This window comes from Bacillus sp. LLTC93, from assembly GCF_002993125.1.
Taxonomy (GTDB): Bacteria; Bacillota; Bacilli; order Bacillales; family Bacillaceae; genus Bacillus; species Bacillus zhangzhouensis.
In genome coordinates this window covers 402,292-425,928 of the sequence record NZ_PVME01000001.1, presented here as the reverse complement: position 1 = coordinate 425,928, position 23,637 = coordinate 402,292, and the positions used below count along the sequence as shown (strand labels likewise).

The following is a 23,637-nucleotide window of genomic DNA, read 5'->3' as shown; positions in this document are numbered from 1 at the left end:
GTCTATCTTTTTCATGTGACATCGTGTATCATAGCGACAACGAAAGGGGTTTTGCCAAATGGGAAAAAGCAAAGCAAAGAAAAGACGAGAACATATTCAAAGGCAACACAGCCGAAATCCAGAACGGTCAAGAGGATGCGTGCCGCATTTTAGCACACATGAAAGAAAGACAAAAACAAAACAAGAAGCCATGCAGCATATGATGAAGAAACATAAAGGAAGGAATGCTTATGATCGCTATCAAGTGGATCATAAGCATTTTTATTTTGCTTTTTTGTGACAAGTAGATCAAAAAAATGGAAAAATTTTAAAAAATAGGACAAACGGTCGTTTCTTTTTGTCTAAAAATGTAGTTAAATGACAAAAAGCAATGAAAGGGAGAGTGAGTATCGTGAACGTCAAGTCATTTGGAGCAGGGCTTTGTATGACAAGTATGCTGCTGGCATCGATCACGTTCGGTGCGTCAGATATATCTGCAAAGGAGCAAGCAAAAAAAGAGTATATGATCGGCTTTTCTTCTTCCGTTCAAGACAAAACACAAAAACAGCTTGTAGAAGAAGCTGGTGGACATGTGAAAGAATCCATAGACCAAATAGATATGATGAAAGTTTCGTTGAATGAAGCATCGAAAGAGAAACTGAATCAAGCAAAAGAAGTCACCTTTATTGAGGAGGACCAAAAAGCAAAAACAAGTGGTCAAACCGTCCCATATGGCATCAAAAGCATCAAAGCACAAAAGGTACATAAACGAGGATATGCCGGACAGAATGTCAAAGTAGCTGTTCTTGATAGCGGCATTGATGGCAAACATGAAGATTTACACGTAACCGGCGGAGTCAGCTTTGTTCCAACAGAGTCCGAGCCGCTCGTCGACCCGCATGAACACGGAACTCATGTGGCAGGCACGATCGCTGCATTAGATAATAAGGTGGGCGTCATTGGTGTCGCGCCAAAAGCTTCTATCTACGCTGTCAAGGTGGCAGATCAAAATGGTGACGGCTACTATAGCTGGATCATTAAAGGCATTGAATGGGCGATCGAGAATGACATGGATGTCATCAATATTAGTATGGGAGGAGCAAGTGAATCTGAGGCGCTGAAAGAAGCGGTAGATCGAGCATATGACAAAGGAATTCTCATTGTGGCTTCTGCTGGGAATGCTGGGAGTTATGGCTCACTCAATACGATTGACTACCCGGCCAAATACAGCTCGGTGATGGCTGTCGCATCTGTTGACCAAAGAAAGCAAAGAGCCTTTGATTCCTCTGTTGGCGAAGAGGTAGAAGTATCAGCACCAGGCGTTTCAACACTAAGCACCATTCCTCATAACGAATATGGCTACAAAAGCGGGACGTCAATGGCATCACCTCATGTAGCGGGTGCTGCGGCTGTGATTCTATCAAAACATCCGAATCTGACAAACGAAGAAGTGCGCGAAAGACTTTCAAAAACAGCAACAAAGCTTGGAGATCCTTTTTATTATGGTGCCGGGCTTGTGAACGTTCAAAAAGCGGCACGATAAATGAAAAAGAGGAAGCAGCCTGTACACTGCTTTCTCTTTTTTCTTTCGATAAAACTGTCATGTTTCGTATTCTCTCTCATAGAATCTAGTAACCTTTACAATTTGGGAGGAAGACGCATGCGGAAAAAGTCATGGAAGGAACATCTTCTTCAGCACGTAAAAGATCATCTATCGATTTATTTGTTTGTCTCGGTACTCTTTTTAATGGGGGTCATCTTTGGGGCTATTATCGTCAACAGCATGACAATCAGTCAGAAAGAGGATTTATTCTATTATTTAAATCAATTTTTTGGTCAGTTGACGAATGAGAAAGCAGCAGAATCAAAAGAAATGTTTCTGCAAAGCTTCCTGCATCATATGAAATATTTAGGCCTTATGTGGATACTAGGAATTTCCATCATTGGTCTGCCGCTCATCTTTCTCATGATCTTTTTAAAAGGGATTGTCGTTGGCTTTACTGTTGGTTTTCTAGTGAATCAAATGGGGCTCAGTGGATTCTTTCTTTCTTTCGTATCAGTTCTTCCGCAAAATATTTTGCTCATTCCAGCATATTTAGTCATCGGAACATGTGCGATTGCCTTTTCCATCCGCCTCATTGGACAGCTTTTTATGAAAAAAACGATCAGCCAAGCACCAGTCCATTGGTTTGGACGGTATGCATCTGTCCTGCTGATGATATTAGCGCTTGCTGCACTCTCATCCTTTTTTGAATCGTACTTATCATTCATGCTGATGAAAAAGCTAGCGGGTGTCCTTTTTTGAAAAATCTTATAATCATTATTAAATAATAATCAATTTATTTATCAATTTAAAATGATTATAGTTGGCTCTCTGCACATCATTTGATATAATGATCAAGTAATGTGGCGTAGGAGGGAAAGTCAATGGAAAATCGTATTGATCGAATTAAGAAACAGCTTCATTCTTCCAGCTATAAGCTCACGCCACAGCGTGAAGCAACAGTCAGAGTACTGCTTGAGAATGAAGAAGACCATTTAAGTGCAGAAGATGTATACCTCCTCGTAAAAGAGAAGTCTCCTGAAATTGGTCTTGCTACTGTTTATCGGACGTTAGAATTGCTAACTGAACTGAAAGTTGTTGATAAAATTAACTTTGGAGACGGCGTTTCGCGATATGATCTTCGCAAAGAAGGAGCCGCCCACTTCCATCACCATCTTGTCTGCATGGAATGCGGGACAGTCGATGAGATAGAAGATGATTTATTAGAAGATGTTGAAGAGATTATTGAACGCGACTGGAAATTTAAAATTAAGGATCATAGATTGACATTCCATGGTATTTGCCACCGGTGTCATGATGATGAATCCGGCCAATAATCCGAATTGGAACCTTTTCATTTCATATGAAGAGGTTTTTTGTATTTTCGCTGTATATTCCTTGTCCCATCTGGCATATGCTGAAGTAATGAGAAGATGAGAAAGGACATGAAGATCATGCGAAAATGGCTCAAAACAACAGGTGAAGTGATGAAAGTATTTATCTTGTTCACTGGTTTTACCGTCCTGTTCTATTATGCTATGATATGGATAAATTCAGAATATGAAAGCTACCATCGTTATGATAAACCAGAGGGTGCAGCGATTAAAGTGATGGAAATGGATCAGCCGAATCAAGACAACTGGCAAGACCGATTGATTTATTTTTATCAAAACGGGGAGTAGAAACCATTGAACGATCAATTATCCGACTTTATTCATTTTATGACAGTAGAGAGAGGACTCTCTGAAAATACCATTGTCTCTTATAAAAGAGATTTAAAGAACTACTTGTCTTTTTTAATGACACACGAGCAGCTAGCCGATATTAAAGATGTCACGCGTCTTCATATCATTCATTATTTAAAGCAGCTAAAAGAGGAAGGGAAATCGAGCAAAACATCCGTACGGCATCTATCATCGATCCGCTCCTTTCACCAATTTCTGCTACGGGAAAAAGTGACAACAGATGATCCGTCATGGAACATTGAAACGCAAAAAACAGAGCGGAAATTACCAAAAGTTCTATCGCTCGGTGAAGTCGAAAAGCTGCTCGATACACCAAAGCAGCACACACCATTTGACTATCGGGACAAAGCCATGCTGGAGCTTTTATACGCAACAGGCATTCGTGTCAGTGAAATGCTGGATCTGACCCTTGCAGATGTTCATCTTACAATGGGCTTTATCCGCTGCTTTGGAAAAGGGAGAAAAGAGCGAATTGTGCCAATTGGCGAAGCCGCTGCAAGTGCGATTGAAGAATATATAGAAAAAGGAAGAAGCAAGCTGCTAAAAAAACAGCCAGCCGATGCCTTATTCCTCAATCATCACGGGAAAAAAATGTCGCGGCAAGGCTTCTGGAAGAACTTAAAAAAACGAGCCATTGAAGCAGGCATTCAAAAGGAATTGACGCCTCATACACTCAGACATTCATTTGCTACACATCTGCTTGAAAACGGTGCTGATCTAAGAGCCGTACAGGAGATGCTTGGGCATGCGGATATATCAACAACACAAATTTATACACATGTGACGAAAACAAGACTGAAAGATGTGTATCACAAATTCCATCCAAGGGCATAAGTAAAGCATGGCACGGTGAACGTGTACCATGCTTTTTGATGTTTGTACCGTTTATGGTTGTCAATTGACTTGTAAACGGTTTATACTTGAGATGTCTGACCTCTTCATATTTGAAAGGTCAAAGGACAAGAATATTGAAGGAGGCGCTTTTTAATGCCTGATTATCAGTATAAACGCATTTTCCTCATTGTGATGGATTCAGTAGGGATTGGTGAAGCACCAGATGCTGCTGATTTTAATGATGTAGGTGCAGATACACTTGGACATATTGCCGAAAAAATGAACGGGCTTCATATGCCGAATATGGCGAAGCTTGGGCTGAGTCATATTAAAGAAATCAAAGGAATTCCAGCGGACGAAAAACCGCTTGCGTATTATGGGAAAATGCAAGAAGCATCAAATGGTAAAGACACAATGACAGGACACTGGGAAATCATGGGTCTTTACATAGACACACCGTTTAAAGTCTTTCCAGACGGATTCCCAGATGAACTATTAAATGAACTAAAAGAAAAAACAGGGCGGGGCATCATTGGGAATAAACCAGCGTCTGGGACAGAAATTCTGGATGAGCTTGGCGAAGAGCACATGAAAACAGGCGATTTAATCGTTTATACATCTGCGGATTCTGTTTTGCAAATTGCTGCGCACGAAGAGGTTGTACCATTAGAAGAGCTTTACCGCATTTGTGAAATTGCACGAGAACTAACGTTAGATGAAAAATATATGGTAGGACGCATTATCGCTCGTCCGTTTGTCGGGGAGCCTGGTGCATTTGTCAGAACGCCAAACCGCCATGACTATGCTTTAAAACCATTTGACCGTACCGTCATGAATGAGCTGAAAGATGATGGACTTGATGTCATTTCCATTGGAAAAATCTCTGATATTTATGACGGTGAAGGAATCACATCTTCTCTCAGAACGAAATCAAATATGGATGGAATGGACAAGCTGGTCGAGACACTTAAAACAGACTTTACAGGACTCAGCTTTTTAAACTTAGTTGATTTTGATGCTCTTTATGGGCACAGAAGAGATCCAGAGGGCTACGGAAAAGCACTAGAGGAATATGACGCACGTCTTTCTGAAGTGTTTGACCTGTTAAAAGAGGATGATCTCCTTGTGATCACAGCAGATCATGGAAATGACCCAGTTCATCACGGAACAGACCATACAAGAGAATACGTTCCGCTTATTGCTTACAGTAAAAAGCATCAGGAAGCAAATGAACTGCCAACAGCAAAAACCTTTGCGGATCTTGGGGCAACGGTAGCAGATAATTTCAAGACAGCGATGCCAAAATACGGTACAAGCTTTTTATCTAAACTCAAATAGGGGGAAATCTCGTGGGAGCACAGTTTTCAGAAGCGGCGGCATACATTAAACAAGCATCGACATACGTACCAACAGTTGGATTGATCTTAGGTTCAGGGCTCGGCATTTTAGCAGATGAGATTGAAAATCCAATCAAATTGAGATATGAAGATATCCCTGGATTCCCTGTCTCAACAGTAGAGGGACATGCAGGACAGCTCGTCATCGGGACGCTGAAAGGCACCGTCGTATGTGCCATGCAAGGACGTTTTCATTTCTATGAAGGATATGATATGAAGCAAGTGACGTTTCCTGTCCGTGTGATGAAAGAAATTGGCATTGAGACATGTATTGTGACAAATGCAGCCGGCGGCGTGAATACGTCCTTTAATCCAGGTGATCTGATGCTGATTACGGATCATATCAATATGATGGGGACCAATCCATTAATAGGACCAAATGACAGTCAAGGCGTTCGTTTCCCAGACATGTCAGCACCATACGATAAAGATTTGCTGGCACTTGCAGAAAAAACGGCTCAACACTTAGGCATCTCTGTACAGCAGGGAGTATATGCCGGGATGACGGGTCCTTCATATGAAACACCAGCTGAAGTTCGTTTCCTTAGAACACTTGGAGCAGATGCAGTGGGGATGTCAACTGTGCCAGAAGTTATTGTTGCGCGACATGCAGGAATGAAAGTGCTTGGTATTTCATGTATTTCCAATGCCGCATCAGGTATTTTAGATCAGCCGCTTTCTCATGATGAAGTCATTGAAGTGACGGAAAAAGTGAAAGCAAGTTTCCTTGATTTAGTAAAAGATGTTGTGGAACAACTCTCATAATATGTTTCCAAAAGTCTTCTGTTCATCAAACAGAAGACTTTTTTATGTTCAAACAAACGATCTCTGAATAAAACAGCCTGTATGAGGAAAAAATAGAAAGGATTACGATAATGGAGGTCTGCCACTTGAAACGTCATATATGTGCATTGTTTATTTTAATGATCCTTATCTCAATGGTTTCGCCATCAGCGATAGCAAAAGAAAAGATAGAAAAACCAGGAGAAAAACAAACATCAGAATTGGCACATGAAGCCAAATCAGCCATCTTAATTGAACGTGATACGGGGAAGGTGCTTTACAACAAAAATAGCGATGAAAAGCTTGCGCCTGCAAGTATGACCAAAATCATGACCATGCTTCTCATCATGGAAGCAATGGACCAAGGAAAGCTGAAAATGACAGACAAGGTCAGAACGAGCGACTATGCGGCATCAATGGGAGGCTCACAAATTTTCCTTGAACCTGGAGAAGAAATGACTGTGAAAGAAATGCTGAAAGGCATTGCAATTGCATCAGGAAATGATGCGTCTGTTGCCATGGCAGAGCATATTGCTGGATCTGAAGAACAGTTCGTTGAGCAGATGAACAAAAAGGCAAAAGAACTCGGTCTCACCTCAACAGTCTTTCAAAACCCAACGGGACTTCCTGATAAAGATCATTACAGCACAGCTCATGATATGGCAAAAATGGCGAAAGAGCTGTTGAAATATGAACAAATCACCAAATTTACAGGTGTGTACGAAGATTATCTCCGTCAAAACACGGATAAAAAATTCTGGCTTGTGAACACGAATCGTCTGATTAAATTTTATCCAGGCGTCGATGGATTGAAAACAGGTTTTACAGGCGAGGCAAAATACTGTTTAACCGCATCCGCTAAAAAAGGCAACATGCGCGTCATTGCTGTCGTATTTGGCGCAAGTACACCGAAGGACAGAAACGCCCAAGTGGTCAAAATGTTAGACTATGCATTTAGTCAATATACAACCCATCCGCTTTACAAACGAGGACAAGATGTGGCAGAGATCAAAGTGAGCAAAGGGAAAAAGAAAAAAATTCAGCTTGTCACTTCTGAACCGATCTCTCTTTTAACGAAAAAAGGCGAAAATGTGGATCACTTAAAAAAAGAAATCAAATTGTCTCATGATGTCACGGCCCCATTTTCAAAAGGAACGGAGCTTGGCACCATTGTCTTGAAAAAAGACGGTCAAGTACTGCATGAAAGCCCTGTAGAAGCAAAAGAAGGAATGGAAAAAGCAGGGCTTTGGACTTTCTTCAAACGGGCTATGGCCGAATTTGTAAAATGGAAATAAAATCAAAAAGACTGCTGCAATTGGCAGTCTTTTTGCTATGAACAGGAAGAAAAGAACATCTAAATGTGACGAATGATCACTAGTTTTGTCATGGTGAAGGATTTACTTTGTTTAAAAGAGAAACATTCTTTATCCGAAATTAGAGCAAGGAGGAAGAAAAAGATGAGCCTTGGTATTGATTTTCAAGTAAAAGAGAGCGTACTTTGCATTCGGTTAACAGGAGAGCTCGATCATCACTCGGCAGAAACATTGAGACAAAAGGTGACGAATTATTTAGAAACAGAGGACATTCGCCACATCGTGCTGAATTTGGCTGATTTATCGTTTATGGACAGCTCAGGACTCGGGGTGATTTTAGGGAGATATAAAGAAATCAAGCAGCTTGGCGGAGAAATGGTCGTCTGCGCGATTTCGCCAGCGGTGAACCGTTTATTTGATATGTCTGGCTTATTTAAAATTATCCGTATGGAGCCTTCAGAGCAAACAGCTTTGCAAACATTGGGGGTGGCATCATGAGGAATGAAATGAACCTGACCTTCTCTGCATTGAGTCAAAATGAATCCTTCGCAAGGGTAACAGTTGCGGCGTTCATCGCACAGCTTGATCCGACATTAGATGAATTAACAGAAATCAAAACCGTTGTATCAGAGGCCGTGACAAATTCCATTATCCACGGCTATGATGGAAATCCAGATGGCAAGGTGCATATTCATGTCACACTAGATGACCATGTTGTTTACCTCACCATCCGTGACGAAGGCATGGGAATTACAGATCTTCAGGAAGCAAGACAGCCGCTTTTCACAACAAAACCAGACTTAGAGCGCTCTGGAATGGGTTTTACCATCATGGAGAATTTTATGGATGATGTCATGGTGGACTCATCACCAGAAATGGGCACGACGATCCGTTTAACAAAGCATCTATCAAAAAGCAAAGCGCTTTGTAATTAAGGAGCTGCTCATATGGATGTGGAGGTAAAAAAGCAAGCAAAAAAAGCACAGCTGTCAAATGATGAAGTCAAAGAGCTCATCAAAAAAAGCCAAGACGGAGATCAGCAAGCAAGAGACCTCCTCGTAGAAAAAAACATGCGTCTTGTTTGGTCCGTTGTTCAGCGCTTTTTAAATAGAGGATATGAACCAGATGATCTGTTTCAAATTGGCTGCATTGGATTGCTAAAATCCGTTGATAAATTTGATTTGTCCTATGATGTAAAGTTTTCGACCTATGCTGTTCCCATGATCATTGGTGAAATTCAGCGCTTCATCCGAGATGATGGAACGGTTAAAGTCAGCCGATCATTAAAGGAACTTGGAAATAAAATTCGGCGGTCAAGAGATGAATTGTCTAAGTCTCATGGAAGAATGCCGACCGTACAGGAAATTGCTGAATATCTTGACATCACACCAGAGGATGTCGTGCTTGCCCAAGAAGCGGTCCGCTCACCGTCATCGATTCATGAAACCGTGTATGAAAATGACGGAGACCCTATTACACTGCTGGATCAAATTGCCGATCATTCAGAAGAAAGATGGTTTGATAAAATCGCACTGAAAGAAGCGATCAAGGAATTAGAAGAGCGAGAGAAACTGATTGTGTACTTAAGGTATTATAAAGACCAAACACAATCTGAGGTAGCAGAGAGGCTGGGTATTTCACAAGTACAAGTCTCACGACTTGAAAAGAAAATTTTAAAACAAATTCAAATGCAAATGGATCAAAAAGACAGCTAGCCAATTCGGCTGGCTTTTTTTGTGTGGTAATTACCGGTAAATCAAGTTCTTTCAGTATGAGAACCATTTTTCACCACATACTATTTTTAACCCATCGTATAGGAAGTGACTTGGATGGACGGACAAATCTTTATTCGGCTGCGCCATCGGATCAAGACCGGTATTGATCAGCTCATTTATTTAGAGGATATCGCCCAAATCACTGGTGATGAGTTTGCTGTGCAAAAGCTTAGCAAAATGCCGGTGTATCATGTCAGCAAAAAGGATCGTCACATCGTCGTTCTAGATATCATGCATGTGGTCAAAACGATCAAAAAAACGTGGCCAGACATCGACATTCAAACCGTCGGAGGCTCTGAGGCCATTGTTGAAATTGATACAGGCAAACGCCAGCTCTCACCCGTATTATTTGTGTTTGTCTGGCTTCTATTATTTGTCGGAGCGGCTCTTGCCATCATGAACTTCCACGAGGATGTCAGTATGCGGCTTGTTCATATTCGCCTATATGAAATGATCACAGGAAAAACGGTTGAGCATCCTTATTTATTACAAATTCCATATAGCTTTGGACTCGGTTTGGGCATGATTTTATTTTTCAATCATGTATTTAAAAAGCGTTTAAATGAAGAACCAAGTCCACTCGAAGTGGAAATGTTTAAATACCAGCTCGATCTCGATCATTATGTCGCACTTAAAGAAAATAAAGAAACATTGAAAGATATCCATGATCGGTAAATGGCTTTTTGTCGTGCTCGTTGGACTTGGCGGCGGTTTAACAGTAGGAGCAGGATTTGTGGCATTTCTAACAGTGCTTGGCATCATCCCTCGATTAATGCAATTAACCAAAACGCAGCGCTTCATACAAGGGTACGAGGCGGCTGTCATCAGTGGGGCGGTCGTTGGCGGCTGGGCCACCTTGAGTCAAATGCACTTGCATTTATCCAAATGGCTGACGCTTCCGATCGGTCTTTTATCCGGCATCTTCGTCGGTATGCTTGCAGCCGCATTGACTGAGGTATTAAATGTACTTCCCATTTTAACGAAAAGAATTGGAATGGACGGGAAAATTGTTTTGCTGCTCATGGCCATCGTCTTAGGAAAGGTATTTGGTTCACTATTTCATTGGCTTATTTATATTTAAAAATTTGGAGGGAACAACACGTGTCGAGTTTAAAAGAGAACTATCCATCTAAGGTGAAAACGTATCAGCCCAAACCTCCTTATGTACTCAACTGCATCAAGGCTTTTCTTGTTGGCGGCTTGATCTGTGCTATAGGCGAGGGATTGCAAAACTTCTATATTCACTTTTTTGATTTTAATGAAAAGACGGCAGGGAATCCGACAGTGGCGACCCTCATTTTAATTTCTTCTATTTTAACTGGTATCGGTATTTACGATAAAATTGGCCAGTTTGCTGGAGCGGGATCGGCTGTTCCGGTGACAGGTTTTGCAAACAGCATGACAAGTGCTGCCCTTGAGCATAAAAGTGAAGGGCTTGTTTTAGGTGTTGCCACGAATATGTTTAAGCTCGCTGGGAACGTCATTGTTTTTGGTGTCGTCTCGGCATATGTCGTAGGGATCATTCGATACATCTTGGAAAAGGTGTTTTCGTAGGAGGAATGAAACGTGAAACTAACAGGTAAACAATCTTGGGTATTTGAGCACAAGCTTTATGTCAATGCAGAAGGAACAGCTGCAGGACCGAAAGAAAAAGAAGGTCCAATCGGTCATCTCATTGATAAAACATACGACGAAATGCATTGTGATCAAAAGAACTGGGAAATGGCTGAAAGGCAGCTCATGGATGATGCGATATCAATCGCTTTATCAAAAGCAAATTTGCAAAAAAGCGATATTGATCTTTTGCTGGCAGGAGACTTGCTGAATCAAAACGTCACAGCAAACTATGTGGCAAGAGAACTCAAAATCCCGTTCCTTTGCTTATTTGGAGCATGCTCCACATCAATGGAATCAGTCGCTATTGCTTCAGCATTAATAGATGGTGGTTTTGCAAATAGAGCCATTGCTGCGACAAGCAGTCATAATGCAACAGCAGAACGCCAATTTCGTAATCCGACAGAATACGGCGGACAAAAACCAGATACAGCGACAAGTACAGTGACTGGGAGCGGGGCTGTTATTATCAGCCAAGAGCCCTCCAAAATTCAAATTACAAGCGCAACCGTTGGACGAGTCATGGATCTTGGAATTACAGATCCATTTGACATGGGATCAGCAATGGCGCCGGCAGCAGCAGATACCATCAAGCAGCACTTAGAAGACCTAGGGAGAACGGTTGACGATTACGATCTGATTTTAACAGGGGATCTATCTGGCATTGGCTCACCGATCTTAAAGGATCTGCTTAAAGAAGATGGCATTCAGCTCGGCCGAAAGCACGATGATTGTGGTTTAATCATCTATACACCCGATCAAAACGTGTTCGCTGGAGGCAGCGGCTGTGCGTGTTCAGCTGTTGTGACATTCAGTCACATCTTTCAAGAAATGAAAGCAGGGAATTTGCAAAGAGTACTGGTTGTCGCAACCGGGGCACTTCTCAGCCCGATGATGGTCCAGCAAAAAGAGACCATACCAACCATTGCGCACGGTGTCGTATTTGAGCGCGCAGGAGGAGAAAGCTAATGGATTATCTGATCGCTTTTGTTGCAGGCGGACTTATTTGTGTCATCGGCCAGCTTTTATTGGACGTACTCAAACTCACGCCTGCACATGTCATGACCATCTTTGTTGTGGCAGGAACCATATTAGACGGGTTCGGAATTTATGATAAATTTATTGAATTTGCAGGTGCGGGTGCTACCGTGCCTATCGTTAGCTTTGGTCATAGCTTGCTTCATGGGGCAATGCACCAGGCAGATGTACACGGATTCATCGGCATCGGCATCGGTATTTTTGAATTAACCTCTGCTGGAATATCAGCTGCGATTTTATTCTCATTTATTATCGCACTTATCTTTAAACCGAAAGGATAACCTAATATGGGGCAAAGACGTAAAGTCATTTTAGTGACAGACGGAGATATATATGCTGCCAAAACCATTGAGCTTGTCGCCAAAAACGTCGGCGGACGATGTATTTCTAGCTCAAAAGGGAATCCGAGCAAAAGGACAGGACCTGAACTTGTCCAGATGATTTTAAAAACGCCGTATGATCCAGTGTTTGTCATGTTTGATGATTCTGGTCTAACAGGTGAAGGGACAGGGGAGACAGCGATGAAGCATGTGGCGCGTCACCCTGAAATTGAAGTGCTTGGAGCCATTGCAGTTGCATCCAAGACACATCAAGCCGAATGGACAAAGGTGCATGTCTCCATTGACCGGGAAGGTGAACTGACAGAATACGGTGTTGACAAACACGGACTTCCAGAAATGGAACCTCATAAAATGAGCGGGGATACGGTGTATTGTCTCGACTCACTTCAACTTCCGTTTGTTGTTGGGATTGGAGATATTGGGAAGATGGGACGGAAAGATGACCTGAGCAAAGGATCTCCAATCACGATGAAAGCAGTTGAGTTAATATTAGAAAGGAGTGGTTTCCATGAAGAAAGACAAGGTAAACGTGTACCGAGACCCGAAGAAAAATGAAGATTACTTCAAGGATAATGTTGGGATGGGTCTCAGCTTTGACCTTGGCGTTCGGAAAATCTATATACATGATCAGGAAATCCAACTTTACTATGTAAACGGATTGTGTGATACGCAGTATGTCATCTATTTATTAAAAGAACTGATTGAAATCAATGACAACGAACCTGAATCAGATGATCTCGCACGTGTGGTCGAGAACCGCCTTGTCAATCAGCAAGTCTCAAAAGTTGAAACGCTGGATGAAGCAGTAGATCAAGTGCTGTCGGGACTTGTAGCAGTCGTTGTAGAGGGTGAAAACTACGCATTTATCATTGACGTCAGGAGCTATCCTGGCAGAATGCCAGAGGAGCCGGATACAGAAAAGGTTGTCAGAGGAGCAAGAGATGGGTTTGTTGAAAACATTATTGTGAATACAGCACTCATCCGAAGAAGAGTGCGAGATGAAAAGCTGCGATACAAAATGCTCAAAGTAGGCGAACGTTCAAAAGCAGATGTATGTGTTTGCTACATTGAAGACATTGCGGACCCAGATCTTGTGGATATTATTGAAAAAGAAGTATCAGGGATCAAAGTCGATGGGCTGACGATGTCTGATAAAACGATTGAAGAATTCATTATTAAGCAAGGGTATAATCCCTTTCCGCTTGTGCGATACACCGAGCGGCCAGATGTAGCCGCTAACCATATTTTAGAGGGGCATGTCATCATCATTACAGATACATCCCCTAGTGTCATCATTACACCAACCACTATATTTCACCACGTTCAGCATGCAGAAGAATACCGACAGGCACCAGCAGTTGGCACGTTTTTAAGATGGGTACGCTTTTTAGGTATATTATGTTCTACCTTTTTATTGCCAATTTGGTTTCTGTTTATCCTAGAACCAAATCTCCTGCCTGACAATTTAAACTATATTGGGTTTAACAAGCCTTCACATATCCCTGTTATTCTCCAAGTATTCCTTGCTGATTTTGGGGTGGAGTTTTTAAGAATGGCAGCGATTCATACGCCGACAGCACTGTCGACCGCCATGGGGTTGATTGCCGCCGTGTTAATTGGACAAATTGCCATCGATGTCGGTTTATTTACACCGGAGGTCATCTTATACGTCTCACTAGCAGCCATCGGCACATTCACAACGCCGAGCTATGAACTGAGTGTCGCCAATAAGATCGTACGACTGATCATATTAGCACTAGTGGCGATCTTTAAGCTGAATGGACTCATCATTGGTTTTACCTTGTTACTCATTTATTTAACATCCATTCGTTCATTGCAGACGCCTTATATGTGGCCATTCATTCCTTTTAATGGTAAAGCGTTATGGCAAGTGCTCATTCGGACGTCTGTTCCTGGCTCAAAAGTAAGGCCAAGCATTGTTCACCCTCAAAACAGATCAAAAATTCCGCCAAATTCTTAACGTTCATTGAAAGTGGCTGAAGATTGTGATATTGTATTTTTAACTTTGAGAAACGGCAAAAGGCAGCTCACGCAGCTGTCTTTTTTCAGCCGAGGCGGAGAAAGAGGGAATGACATTGTATTTACACGGCACTTGCAGACAAAATGAACTCGGTCATTTAGAAATTGGTGGTGTTGATGCCGTTTCTTTAGCTGAAACGTATGGGACACCACTTTATGTATATGATGTGGCTTTAATACGGGAGCGCGCAAAAAGCTTTCAAAAAGCGTTTATAGAAGAAGAGCTAACAGCGCAGGTGGCATATGCGAGTAAAGCATTTTCTTCTATCGCGATGTTTCAGCTTGCCAAAGAAGAAGGATTATCTCTTGATGTCGTATCGGGCGGGGAGCTGCACACAGCCATTTGCGCCGGATTTCCAGTAGATAAAATTCATTTCCATGGCAACAACAAAAGCAGAGAAGAATTAAAGATGGCATTAGAGCATGGGATCGGCTGTATTGTGGTTGATAATTTCCATGAAATGAAACTCATTGAACAGCTTGGGCAAGAGCTGTCAAAAAAGGTGAAAGTGCTGCTCCGTATCACGCCAGGTGTCGAAGCGCATACTCATGATTACATTACGACAGGTCAAGAGGATTCAAAATTCGGCTTTGATCTTCATAATGGACAAGCAGACGAAGCGGTGAAACAAGTGCTTGGGTCAGAAGTGATCGAGCTTTTAGGTGTCCATTGTCATATCGGCTCACAAATCTTTGATACGGCTGGTTTTGTCCTTGCAGCAGATAAAATCTTTATGAAGCTGGATGAATGGAGAGAATCATTTGGCTTTATCTCCACAGTGTTAAACTTAGGCGGCGGCTTTGGAATCCGTTATACAGCTGAGGATGAACCACTTCCTCCGACAGAATACGTTGAAAAAATTATCCAAGCTGTCAAAGCGAACGTATCCCGCTATGAATTCGATATGCCGGAAATTTGGATTGAGCCAGGCCGCTCTCTTGTTGGAGATGCAGGGACGACTCTTTATACGATCGGCTCATCAAAACATGTACCTGGAATTCGTGATTATGTAGCCATAGACGGCGGAATGAGTGACAACATTCGCCCAGCTTTATATCAAGCGAAATATGAAGCAGCGAGTGCCAACAAAATGAGTCAAACGCATGATCAAACGGTTTCCATTGCAGGGAAATGCTGTGAAAGCGGAGATATGCTTATTTGGGATATCGACCTGCCAGAGTTATCACAAGGAGATTTATTAGCTGTCTTTTGTACAGGAGCATACGGCTACAGTATGTCAAACAACTATAACCGTATCCCGCGCCCGGCTGTTGTGTTTGTAGAAGATGGGGAAGCGCAGCTTGTAGTTGAGCGTGAAACATATGAGGACATTGTCAAACTGGATTTACCCTATCAATCAAAAGTGAAGTCATCTACTTAAAAAAAGCTGCCTGATCATCAGGCAGCTTTTTTTTATGATATTTATTTTCCACCAGTGAATACAGACACGATCGCGTTCCAAATGGACACAAAGAAATCCCAAATCTTTTGTAAAAGGTTTTTACCTTCATCTGATTCTATGAATTTCGTAATCTTGTCTTTTGCTTTATCGATTTGAGACCCTACTTGGTTCCAATCGATATTGATGTTTTTCATTTTATCAAAGAGGGAGACTAGCTGATCCTTTTGCTCTTGCGTCAGATTTAAGTTCAAATCGGAAGCGGCTTGATCCACTTTTTCTTCCACTTCTTTTGTGGTTTTAGGGACACCGTTTTTCGCAATGTCATCTTTGATTTTTGCAATAAGAGCAGAAGCATTGTCTTTTCCGATAGAGTCGCCCAGTTTAGATGTTGTCACAAGCTCTTCGTTTGCGACCTGCTTCACATCTTCTGGAATGGCTTTGTCGCTTGACACTTCATAGGCTTTTAATAAACCCGTCAGCGCTGCTGTACCAGATACTTCAAACGGGGCAGTCACGACAACCTTCGCATCTTTGACACCTGCTGTCATTAAAGCATTTAAATACATCTCATCTGTAATCGTCTTAATGTTATGTGTATCCACAGTCAGACCAGTACCTGATTTTTCAATTGTGATGGATGAAGATGATAATGCTCTAGTCCCGATATCAGAACGAGGAATATACTTTCCTAAATATTCGTGCTCTTCTTTATTGGTTACTTCAATTTTTGTCGCATTTTCAGGTGGATTCAACTCGTCAAGCACCTTCTGGCGATCAGCCGGTGTTAAGTCTTGCCCGAGTGTGACGATGACATCGCCGACAGCTGCATCCGCTAAGCTGACTTTTGGCGCACCAATCAGTAAAAGGAGCGCTGCCATCATACCAAGCATCGTTTTTTTAAACATGTTGACCTCCTTCAAGTCGAGAGCGTTCCTCTTTCAAGAGAAACTCATCTTTTGAGTACATGTGATGAAGCGTACTCCATCATATAGACGTAACAAATCAGCCTGACGTTTCAATTTTCTTTGAAGATGTTTTGGTCTTCCAATAAATAAAGATATTACAAACAATATGGATCGTTTTCATAGGAGAAAAGTATCAGGCTCTTCTATTTTATCAATGATGAGAAAAGAGGTAAATAACAATCAAAAGCAGGGGATGTTTAACATCACAGAAAATGTGCTATAATGAGCGTTGTTTAACCTGAAAGGAGAATGTGAAAAATGGCGAAAAAAGGATACATACAACTAACGAATGGAAAGAAAATTGAGTTTGAACTTTACCCAGAGGCTGCTCCAGGTACAGTAGCAAACTTTGAAAAGTTAGCGAATGAAGGCTTCTACGATGGACTAAAATTCCACCGCGTGATCCCGGGCTTCGTAAGTCAGGGTGGCGACCCAAATGGTAATGGAACTGGAGGTCCTGGTTACACAATTAAATGTGAAACAGAAGGAAATCCTCATCAACATGAAAGAGGTTCATTATCAATGGCGCATGCTGGTAAAGACACAGGCGGCAGCCAATTCTTTATCGTACATGACCCGCAGCCGCATTTAAATGGCGTGCACACAGTGTTCGGTAAAGTAACTTCTGGTATCGAGGCTGTTCTTGATATGGAGCAAGGCCAAGGCATGGAAAAAGTCGAAGTTGTAGATGCTTAATCCAAAACACCGCTTAATCGCGGTGTTTTTTTCATTGTATCTCATTCTTCTGTTATTTGTTCCATTAGACGGTAGGTAATGATCCAATACAAAAGGGCTAAGGCGCTGACAGAGGCACCAAATAGGCATACCCCGCTCCATCCATAGTTTGTGTATATGTTGGTTGAAATAATTGAACCTATGGCACTGCCGATGGAATAAAAAATCATGTAAGCAGCAGTAAGTCGGCTTCTCGCCTCAGGACGCACTGTGAAAATCATACTCTGATTGGTCACATGTACTGCTTGCACAGATAGGTCAAGAAAGATAATGCCAATGACTAATGCGATGAGTGAATGTTCTGTAAAACCGATTAAAAACCATGAGACTAGCAATATAACTAGGGCTATGCAGGTTGTGAACTGCCCTAAACCTCGATCAGCTAGGCTCCCAGCACGAGAAGCACCTAATGCTCCAGCAACTCCAGCAAGACCAAACGCTCCAATAACGGTATGTGAAAGAGAGTATGGGGGAGCACTGAGAGGTAGCACCAGCGAAGTCCATAATGTACCAAACACGATGAAAATCAGAAGAGCCAAAATTCCGCGGATGCGTAGGATTCGTTCTTGTATGAATAATGTGAACATTGAACGAAGTAGCTGCGCATAGGATAATGACTCTCTTTCGCTTTCATCACGCGGAAGTACTCGGAACAACACGCCAGTCATGATGAGCATCATGACGGCAGAAACTAGATAAACTGACCGCCAGCCGGCGAGATCGGTTAGTACACCAGCGAATGTTCGTGCAAGAAGAATACCGATCACGATTCCACTTTGTACCAAGCCAACGATACGGCCACGCTCGGCTGGGGCAGCCAAAGTCGATACGAACGCTACGATCACCTGAGTCACCACAGCAAGCAGTCCGACCGCAGCTAATCCGATGAACAGCACAGTGGCGCTGGGAGAGATGCCGACCAACATTAGAGACAACACGGATAAAAGCATCTGTCCGATGATTAGCTGACGTCGATTCAATAGATCACCTAGTGGTACTAGCAGTAGCAACCCTAGCGCGTAACAAAGCTGAGTAATAGTGATGACAATGCCGATGGATGAATGGGTGATACCGAACTCTGTCGCCAGTGAGTCTAGTAATGGTTGTGCATAGTATATGTTTGCAACAGCCATCCCACAGGCCGTTGCGAACAATAGTGCCATATAGCGAGTCATGGTTGATTCTGATTTTATTTGTACGTGATCCGTGTTCATATCATGATCCTCAATTGTAATAGTTGTTTTTTCTTTAACCTTTACCATGACTTATATCCCCTTTTTGTACTTTTGAGTATAATATACCAATCGGTATAAAATGATTCCTGATAAGGATAACCAACAAAATGTTTTGGAGTCAAGTAGATAATTCAGATGTTTGACTATTTCTTTTGAAAAGAGAACACAATTTGACAATATAACTTGAATTAAATAGAATCATAATATACTGATTGGTAATGAAAAGTTGAGATATTCCTGACTCAAATTTTCGAAATTGATAAGAAAAAAGAAACGATATGAATTTGAATCAAGTATCGGATAATGAAGGAACTGAAAAATGAATGAGAACTTGCTCATCATATAAGAATAAAGAACAAGATAATTAAGTGAAGAAATTTTTGAAAAGAGGAATTTATGATGGTTCGACAACGTGAATTTGATGAGGAAAAAGCGTTGGATGATGCAATGCTACTTTTTTGGGAGAAGGGGTACAAGGCTACTACATTAAGCGATTTAACTGCCAAAATGGGGATACAACGACCAAGCTTATACTCAGCTTTTGGAGACAAAAAGGAATTGTTTGAGGCTGCATTACGCAAATATACAAAGCTGCATGCTTCCCATATTCGAACAAAACTTCAAAATAATCTATCTGTAAAAGAAGCATTCCGCACATTTTTTGAAGATTTAGTGGAAGAGGAATATAGAGATAGTCCAAGCAAGGGATGTTTTTGCATTAATACCATAGTGGAACTCGCCCCTCACGAAGAGAAATTTGAAATTCTGACAAGAGAGCATCAGATGTATCTTTCGGTCATTTTTCAAGAAAAAATTGTCCAAGGTATTCGCTCAGGTGAGCTCGAGAGCAACCTGAATGCTAAAGCTTTAGCACAGACACTAGTCGTTTCATTAATCGGACTTACCGTATTCATAAAATCTCGTCCAGAGCGTTCATTTGTAGATCATTCTGTAGCGATGATATTATCAATATTAAAATAAATTGATCGGAATTCCAGTTTTATCAATTATGTCAGCCTCCGTGAAAATAGGGAGGAGAGAACTCAATCTATCAAATCGACTACAGCTATATTTTCATTTTTATGCACCAAGTTTCAACCTTTTTCATAAAAGAAGGGGTCATTCATTATTTTAAAAGCGTATTTTGATCAATTTTTCTACAAAATACGCTTTTTCTTTTTGGCTAACCATGCATAGAAACCGTTTTTGTGATATGATAAGAGAACAAACATTCGCACTAGTGGTTGTCAACCACACAGATGAAACACGAGTGACATCTGCAAATCATGAAAGCGTGTGGTCATGCTGAAAGAAAGCAGGAGATACAATGAAACCATTAACAAAAGAAGAAAAAAATCAAATGATGATTGACATTCAGCGTTACTTTGCCGAAGAACGAGAAGAAGAGATTGGTGAATTAGCTGCGATCAATATACTAGAATTTATCACAAAAAATCTCGGAAGCTACTATTATAATCAAGGAGTTCGTGACAGTCGCAACATCGCTGTTCAGCGATCACAATTGTTAGAGGAAGACCTATTCGCACTCGAAAAAAGAATGTAATCCTTATGGTATGTGTTTTACTATCTGATAAAGAGAAAAGAGACCCCCTTAATAAAGAACGCATATTCGTATCATATGTAATGATGAAAAGGTGGAAACCAAAGGTCCATCTGAATCGTTATATAAGTAACCATTAATTGAAAAACAGCTCTTTTGGTTTTATTTCATCATGATAAGGAATAAAACATACAAATAGGCGAAGTGCAGATGATGGAGGTTCTAAATATGGGGAAAATTAAATTAAAAATTGCGGTCTTATTTGTTTTACTGCTTTGTTTAGGCGCAGGTTATTTATACATGAATGGCATGAAAATTGAAGATGTGCCAACAGCCATCGGCGAAAGCTTAACGAATAATGATAAAGATTACACAATCTATGAATATACCATTACGAAAATTGATGGAGATGAATATTACGGTCAAGCGAAAAACGGAACAAAAATCATTTTTAATGGAAAGAAATTTGAAGATGATGTCGCTGACTTGAAGAAAGGCGATCGTATTAAAGCCTACTTTAGTAATGAAAAAAGAATAGATGGTCTTATAAAAGTAGTAAAAGTCGTTAATTAACATGTCTCCTTTCCTATAAGGAGGCTTTTTTTATGAAATAAGTAAAGAAATCTTGATTGTTGCATTTGTCAAAAAGGATCGCTATAATAACCCCTAAGGACAGCTGAATATCGATTGTATCCTTCGGGGCAGGGTGAAAATCCCGACCGACGGTAATAAAGCAAATGCTTTACAGCCCGTGACCCGTTAATTTATTAACGGTTGATTCAGTGAAAAGCTGAAGCCGACAGTGAAAGTCTGGATGGGAGAAGGATAAAGAAAGCTATGAACGAAAAATGTTTGTTGATCATAGTTTTATTTCTAATGCAAAAAAACCAAAGCCCCGGAATTTTTTCCGGGGCTTTCTGTATGTACATGTAGTAGACGGCATGCAGTATTTATTAGGTGATCCCTCATTTACCTTGTATGGACCATAAAAAGCGACGAAGGTGTTCAATCGATCACATGTCCCTAACATCGCTTTTTGATAAAGTGAGAAATACAAATGAAAGAGAAAGGGAGGATCACATGTTTACGGGAATTATTGAAGAAGTTGGCTCAGTTCAGTCATTAAGCAAAAAGTCAGCAGATGCCATGGAAATTGTCATAAAGTGCAGCCGTGTGTTAGAAGATGTTCATCTTGGAGACAGTATCGCAATCAATGGCGTATGTCTCACAGTCACAAGCTTTACAAAAGAACAGTTCACGGCAGATGTGATGCCTGAGACGGTTAAAGCCACATCGCTGGACCACCTTACATCAGGCAGTCCAGTCAATTTAGAGCGAGCTATGTCCTCGAATGGCCGATTTGGTGGCCATTTTGTATCAGGTCACGTCGATGGGACGGCTATCATTACCCGAATAGAAAAGAAGAGTAATGCCATTTACTATGATTTAGAGATGGACAAGACCCTCACAGACATGCTCACCAAAAAGGGATCAATTGCGATCGATGGTGTCAGCTTGACCATTTTCGATTTGCGTGATGCACACGTCACAGTTTCTATTATTCCTCATACGCTTGAAGGAACTATTTTCCCGACTAAATCTATGGGGGATATAGTGAATATAGAGTGTGACATGATCGGTAAATATATTTATCGCTTTTTAACAAAAGAGCCAAACGGAAAGCAGCCATCCCGATTGACCCCATCATTTTTAAAAGAGCACGGATTCTAGGAGGCGATTGTATGTATCATTCAGTTGAGGAGGCAGTAAATGCCCTCAAACAAGGAGAAATCATTATCGTAGTAGATGATGAAGACAGAGAAAATGAAGGAGACTTTGTGGCACTCGCTGAGCATGCAACGCCGGAAGTCATTAACTTCATGGCTTTACATGGAAGAGGTCTCATTTGCACGCCAGTCCATGCGTCGATTGCCAAACACCTGGACCTGCATCCAATGGTAGAGCAAAATACGGATGCACATCATACAGCATTCACAGTGAGCATCGACCATACGTCAACGACGACCGGTATTAGTGCTTTTGAGCGCTCAACCACCATGTTGGCCATGTTAAATAAAGACGCAAAACGAGAAGACTTTGCCCGCCCAGGTCATGTATTTCCGCTCATTGCAAAAGAGGGCGGAGTACTAGAAAGACCGGGTCATACAGAGGCGGCAGTTGATCTTGCTAAGCTGGCGGGTTCAGAGCCAGCGGGTGTCATATGTGAAATTATGAATGTAGATGGATCAATGGCACGCGTCCCTGAACTGAAGGAAATTCAAAAGGAACATGATTTAAAGATGCTTACAATAGAAGCATTGCAGATACATTTAAACAATAATCAAACAACAACGATCGAAACAAAATAAAAATCACAAAAAAGGATGATGAACATATGAATACAATACAAGGGCATGTAGTAGCAGAAGGATTAAAATTTGCCATCGTAGTGGCAAGATTTAATGATTTTATTACAAGTAAACTGCTAGATGGAGCAGAAGATACATTGCTTAGACACGGAGCAAACGGTGACGATATCGATGTTGTGTGGGTACCGGGTGCTTTTGAAATTCCATATATGGCAAAAAAACTAGCCGAAACAAAAAAATACGATGCGGTCATTACACTTGGAACAGTGATCCGAGGCGCAACAACTCACTATGATTATGTATGTAACGAAGCGGCCAAAGGAATTGCTCAAAGCGCCATCTCAACAGGGGTACCGATTATCTTTGGTGTACTGACAACAGAATCCATTGAACAAGCTATTGAAAGAGCGGGTACAAAAGCTGGAAATAAAGGCAGCGAATCGGCTGCAGCTGCTATTGAAATGGCCAACCTAAACCGAACGTTTCGTTAATTTAATGAAAAAGAGTTTAAAAACGGCATGAAAATGTTTATAATGTGTGATGAGCAAATAATTCATAAGATATTTGCTGGAAAATAGGACAATTTTAATATTGAGGGGTATATATGTTAATTCGTTACAAGAGGTCTTTTGAAAAAATTGCCATGGGACTCCTGTCCTTTATGCCGGGTGAGAAAGACGTCAAACAGCTTCAGCAGACGATGAAGTCATATGAAATGGATGAAGATCGGCAGCTGTTCCTTTGGAAAGATGGCGAGGATATCGTAGGTGCCATTGGTGTGCTGAAAACAGACGACCAAGTGCAAATCGAGCATATTAGTGTCAATCCATCCCATCGTGATCAAGGAATCGGCAAGGAAATGGTTTTAGCCGTGGAAGAGGTATTCAAAACCAAAACACTCATTCCAAATGAATTAACGCAAGGCTTCTTTCATAAGTGTCACAGTGAAACAAATTAAATATCACAC

The 23,637-nt window shown here is 41.3% G+C and carries 30 protein-coding genes and 1 riboswitch; of the genes, 28 read left to right on the top strand and 2 right to left on the bottom strand.

Going from position 1 to position 23,637, the window contains the following annotated elements:
• Window positions 1-58: 58 nt before the first annotated feature.
• The 20 genes from C6W18_RS02270 (at window position 59) to lysA (ending at window position 15,784) form a co-directional block, all read left to right on the top strand.
• Window positions 59-280: a hypothetical protein gene (locus C6W18_RS02270; protein WP_105925703.1), complete on the top strand. Its 222-nt coding sequence runs from the start codon at window positions 59-61 to the stop codon at window positions 278-280.
• Window positions 281-391: 111 nt separating this feature from the next.
• Window positions 392-1,522 carry a S8 family peptidase gene (locus tag C6W18_RS02265; protein WP_078061664.1) on the top strand — a complete coding sequence of 377 codons (1,131 nt, stop codon included), beginning with the start codon at window positions 392-394 and terminating at the stop codon, window positions 1,520-1,522.
• A gap of 117 nt (window positions 1,523-1,639) precedes the next feature.
• The gene (gene spoIIM / locus C6W18_RS02260; RefSeq protein ID WP_105925701.1) at window positions 1,640-2,284 is read left to right on the top strand and encodes a stage II sporulation protein M; all 645 of its coding nucleotides are present in this window, start codon (window positions 1,640-1,642) and stop codon (window positions 2,282-2,284) included.
• A 122-nt stretch (window positions 2,285-2,406) separates the two neighbouring features.
• Window positions 2,407-2,859, top strand: coding sequence for a ferric iron uptake transcriptional regulator (gene fur / locus C6W18_RS02255; protein ID WP_034319892.1), 453 nt, complete (start codon window positions 2,407-2,409; stop codon window positions 2,857-2,859).
• A gap of 117 nt (window positions 2,860-2,976) precedes the next feature.
• A complete protein-coding gene (locus tag C6W18_RS02250) occupies window positions 2,977-3,204 on the top strand; it encodes a YqzK family protein (RefSeq protein ID WP_003215798.1) in 228 nt (75 codons plus the stop codon).
• Window positions 3,205-3,210: 6 nt separating this feature from the next.
• Window positions 3,211-4,101 (top strand): site-specific tyrosine recombinase XerD, encoded by an 891-nt coding sequence (xerD, locus tag C6W18_RS02245; protein WP_034319895.1) that lies wholly within the window; start codon window positions 3,211-3,213, stop codon window positions 4,099-4,101.
• Between the two features lie 153 nt (window positions 4,102-4,254).
• Window positions 4,255-5,439: a phosphopentomutase gene (deoB, locus tag C6W18_RS02240; protein WP_105925699.1), complete on the top strand. Its 1,185-nt coding sequence runs from the start codon at window positions 4,255-4,257 to the stop codon at window positions 5,437-5,439.
• A gap of 11 nt (window positions 5,440-5,450) precedes the next feature.
• The gene (locus C6W18_RS02235) at window positions 5,451-6,263 is read left to right on the top strand and encodes a purine-nucleoside phosphorylase (protein ID WP_105925697.1); all 813 of its coding nucleotides are present in this window, start codon (window positions 5,451-5,453) and stop codon (window positions 6,261-6,263) included.
• Window positions 6,264-6,421: 158 nt separating this feature from the next.
• A complete protein-coding gene (locus C6W18_RS02230) occupies window positions 6,422-7,576 on the top strand; it encodes a D-alanyl-D-alanine carboxypeptidase family protein (protein WP_411266067.1) in 1,155 nt (384 codons plus the stop codon).
• Between the two features lie 162 nt (window positions 7,577-7,738).
• Complete coding sequence (gene spoIIAA / locus C6W18_RS02225; RefSeq protein ID WP_024422866.1) at window positions 7,739-8,092, top strand: anti-sigma F factor antagonist; 354 nt, start codon at window positions 7,739-7,741, stop codon at window positions 8,090-8,092.
• Window positions 8,089-8,529 carry an anti-sigma F factor gene (spoIIAB, locus tag C6W18_RS02220; protein WP_034319906.1) on the top strand — a complete coding sequence of 147 codons (441 nt, stop codon included), beginning with the start codon at window positions 8,089-8,091 and terminating at the stop codon, window positions 8,527-8,529. Before spoIIAA ends, spoIIAB begins: the two co-directional genes overlap by 4 nt.
• Window positions 8,530-8,541: 12 nt before the next feature.
• Window positions 8,542-9,309, top strand: coding sequence for an RNA polymerase sporulation sigma factor SigF (sigF, locus tag C6W18_RS02215; protein ID WP_034319909.1), 768 nt, complete (start codon window positions 8,542-8,544; stop codon window positions 9,307-9,309).
• 114 nt (window positions 9,310-9,423) lie between these two features.
• Window positions 9,424-10,044, top strand: coding sequence for a stage V sporulation protein AA (locus tag C6W18_RS02210; RefSeq protein ID WP_034319911.1), 621 nt, complete (start codon window positions 9,424-9,426; stop codon window positions 10,042-10,044).
• The gene (locus C6W18_RS02205) at window positions 10,034-10,450 is read left to right on the top strand and encodes a stage V sporulation protein AB (protein WP_034319914.1); all 417 of its coding nucleotides are present in this window, start codon (window positions 10,034-10,036) and stop codon (window positions 10,448-10,450) included. Before C6W18_RS02210 ends, C6W18_RS02205 begins: the two co-directional genes overlap by 11 nt.
• A 20-nt stretch (window positions 10,451-10,470) precedes the next feature.
• Entirely contained in the window at window positions 10,471-10,923 is a 453-nt protein-coding gene (spoVAC, locus tag C6W18_RS02200) for a stage V sporulation protein AC (RefSeq protein ID WP_105925693.1), read from the top strand.
• Window positions 10,924-10,935: 12 nt separating this feature from the next.
• A complete protein-coding gene (gene spoVAD, locus C6W18_RS02195) occupies window positions 10,936-11,952 on the top strand; it encodes a stage V sporulation protein AD (protein WP_105925691.1) in 1,017 nt (338 codons plus the stop codon).
• The gene (gene spoVAE, locus C6W18_RS02190) at window positions 11,952-12,302 is read left to right on the top strand and encodes a stage V sporulation protein AE (RefSeq protein WP_034319923.1); all 351 of its coding nucleotides are present in this window, start codon (window positions 11,952-11,954) and stop codon (window positions 12,300-12,302) included. The genes spoVAD and spoVAE overlap by 1 nt, the downstream gene beginning before the upstream one ends.
• 6 nt (window positions 12,303-12,308) lie before the next feature.
• On the top strand, window positions 12,309-12,917 hold the full coding sequence (gene spoVAEA, locus C6W18_RS02185; RefSeq protein WP_105925689.1) for a stage V sporulation protein SpoVABEA: 609 nt from the start codon (window positions 12,309-12,311) through the stop codon (window positions 12,915-12,917).
• Window positions 12,871-14,343, top strand: coding sequence for a spore germination protein (locus C6W18_RS02180; protein WP_373465685.1), 1,473 nt, complete (start codon window positions 12,871-12,873; stop codon window positions 14,341-14,343). Before spoVAEA ends, C6W18_RS02180 begins: the two co-directional genes overlap by 47 nt.
• Window positions 14,344-14,458: 115 nt before the next feature.
• Window positions 14,459-15,784 (top strand): diaminopimelate decarboxylase, encoded by a 1,326-nt coding sequence (gene lysA, locus C6W18_RS02175; protein ID WP_105925685.1) that lies wholly within the window; start codon window positions 14,459-14,461, stop codon window positions 15,782-15,784.
• A gap of 41 nt (window positions 15,785-15,825) precedes the next feature.
• Here lysA and C6W18_RS02170 read toward each other — a convergent pair whose 3' ends face one another.
• Window positions 15,826-16,710, bottom strand: a complete 885-nt coding sequence (locus C6W18_RS02170) for a DUF1002 domain-containing protein (RefSeq protein ID WP_105925683.1) — start codon at window positions 16,708-16,710, stop codon at window positions 15,826-15,828.
• 318 nt (window positions 16,711-17,028) lie between these two features.
• Here C6W18_RS02170 and C6W18_RS02165 point away from each other — a divergent pair, with 318 nt between their 5' ends.
• Window positions 17,029-17,466, top strand: a complete 438-nt coding sequence (locus C6W18_RS02165; protein ID WP_008359679.1) for a peptidylprolyl isomerase — start codon at window positions 17,029-17,031, stop codon at window positions 17,464-17,466.
• Window positions 17,467-17,507: 41 nt separating this feature from the next.
• On the opposite strand, the gene C6W18_RS02160 is transcribed toward C6W18_RS02165, so the two are convergent.
• Window positions 17,508-18,719, bottom strand: coding sequence for an MFS transporter (locus C6W18_RS02160; RefSeq protein ID WP_223251636.1), 1,212 nt, complete (start codon window positions 18,717-18,719; stop codon window positions 17,508-17,510).
• Between the two features lie 420 nt (window positions 18,720-19,139).
• Between C6W18_RS02160 and C6W18_RS02155 the strand changes: the two genes are divergently transcribed.
• The 7 genes from C6W18_RS02155 to C6W18_RS02125 all read left to right on the top strand — a co-directional run bounded on the left by C6W18_RS02155 (window position 19,140) and on the right by C6W18_RS02125 (window position 23,628).
• Window positions 19,140-19,721, top strand: coding sequence for a TetR/AcrR family transcriptional regulator (locus C6W18_RS02155; protein WP_105925678.1), 582 nt, complete (start codon window positions 19,140-19,142; stop codon window positions 19,719-19,721).
• Between the two features lie 346 nt (window positions 19,722-20,067).
• Complete coding sequence (locus C6W18_RS02150; RefSeq protein WP_034318772.1) at window positions 20,068-20,304, top strand: DUF2164 domain-containing protein; 237 nt, start codon at window positions 20,068-20,070, stop codon at window positions 20,302-20,304.
• A 225-nt stretch (window positions 20,305-20,529) separates the two neighbouring features.
• The gene (locus C6W18_RS02145; RefSeq protein WP_034318777.1) at window positions 20,530-20,874 is read left to right on the top strand and encodes a hypothetical protein; all 345 of its coding nucleotides are present in this window, start codon (window positions 20,530-20,532) and stop codon (window positions 20,872-20,874) included.
• 115 nt (window positions 20,875-20,989) lie between these two features.
• Window positions 20,990-21,131: riboswitch (FMN riboswitch) on the top strand.
• Window positions 21,132-21,381: 250 nt separating this feature from the next.
• Entirely contained in the window at window positions 21,382-22,032 is a 651-nt protein-coding gene (gene ribE, locus C6W18_RS02140; RefSeq protein ID WP_034318780.1) for a riboflavin synthase, read from the top strand.
• An 11-nt stretch (window positions 22,033-22,043) separates the two neighbouring features.
• The gene (gene ribB / locus C6W18_RS02135; protein WP_078061646.1) at window positions 22,044-22,670 is read left to right on the top strand and encodes a 3,4-dihydroxy-2-butanone-4-phosphate synthase; all 627 of its coding nucleotides are present in this window, start codon (window positions 22,044-22,046) and stop codon (window positions 22,668-22,670) included.
• 26 nt (window positions 22,671-22,696) lie between these two features.
• On the top strand, window positions 22,697-23,161 hold the full coding sequence (gene ribH, locus C6W18_RS02130; RefSeq protein WP_034318783.1) for a 6,7-dimethyl-8-ribityllumazine synthase: 465 nt from the start codon (window positions 22,697-22,699) through the stop codon (window positions 23,159-23,161).
• Between the two features lie 113 nt (window positions 23,162-23,274).
• Entirely contained in the window at window positions 23,275-23,628 is a 354-nt protein-coding gene (locus tag C6W18_RS02125; protein ID WP_034318785.1) for a GNAT family N-acetyltransferase, read from the top strand.
• Window positions 23,629-23,637: the final 9 nt, after the last annotated feature.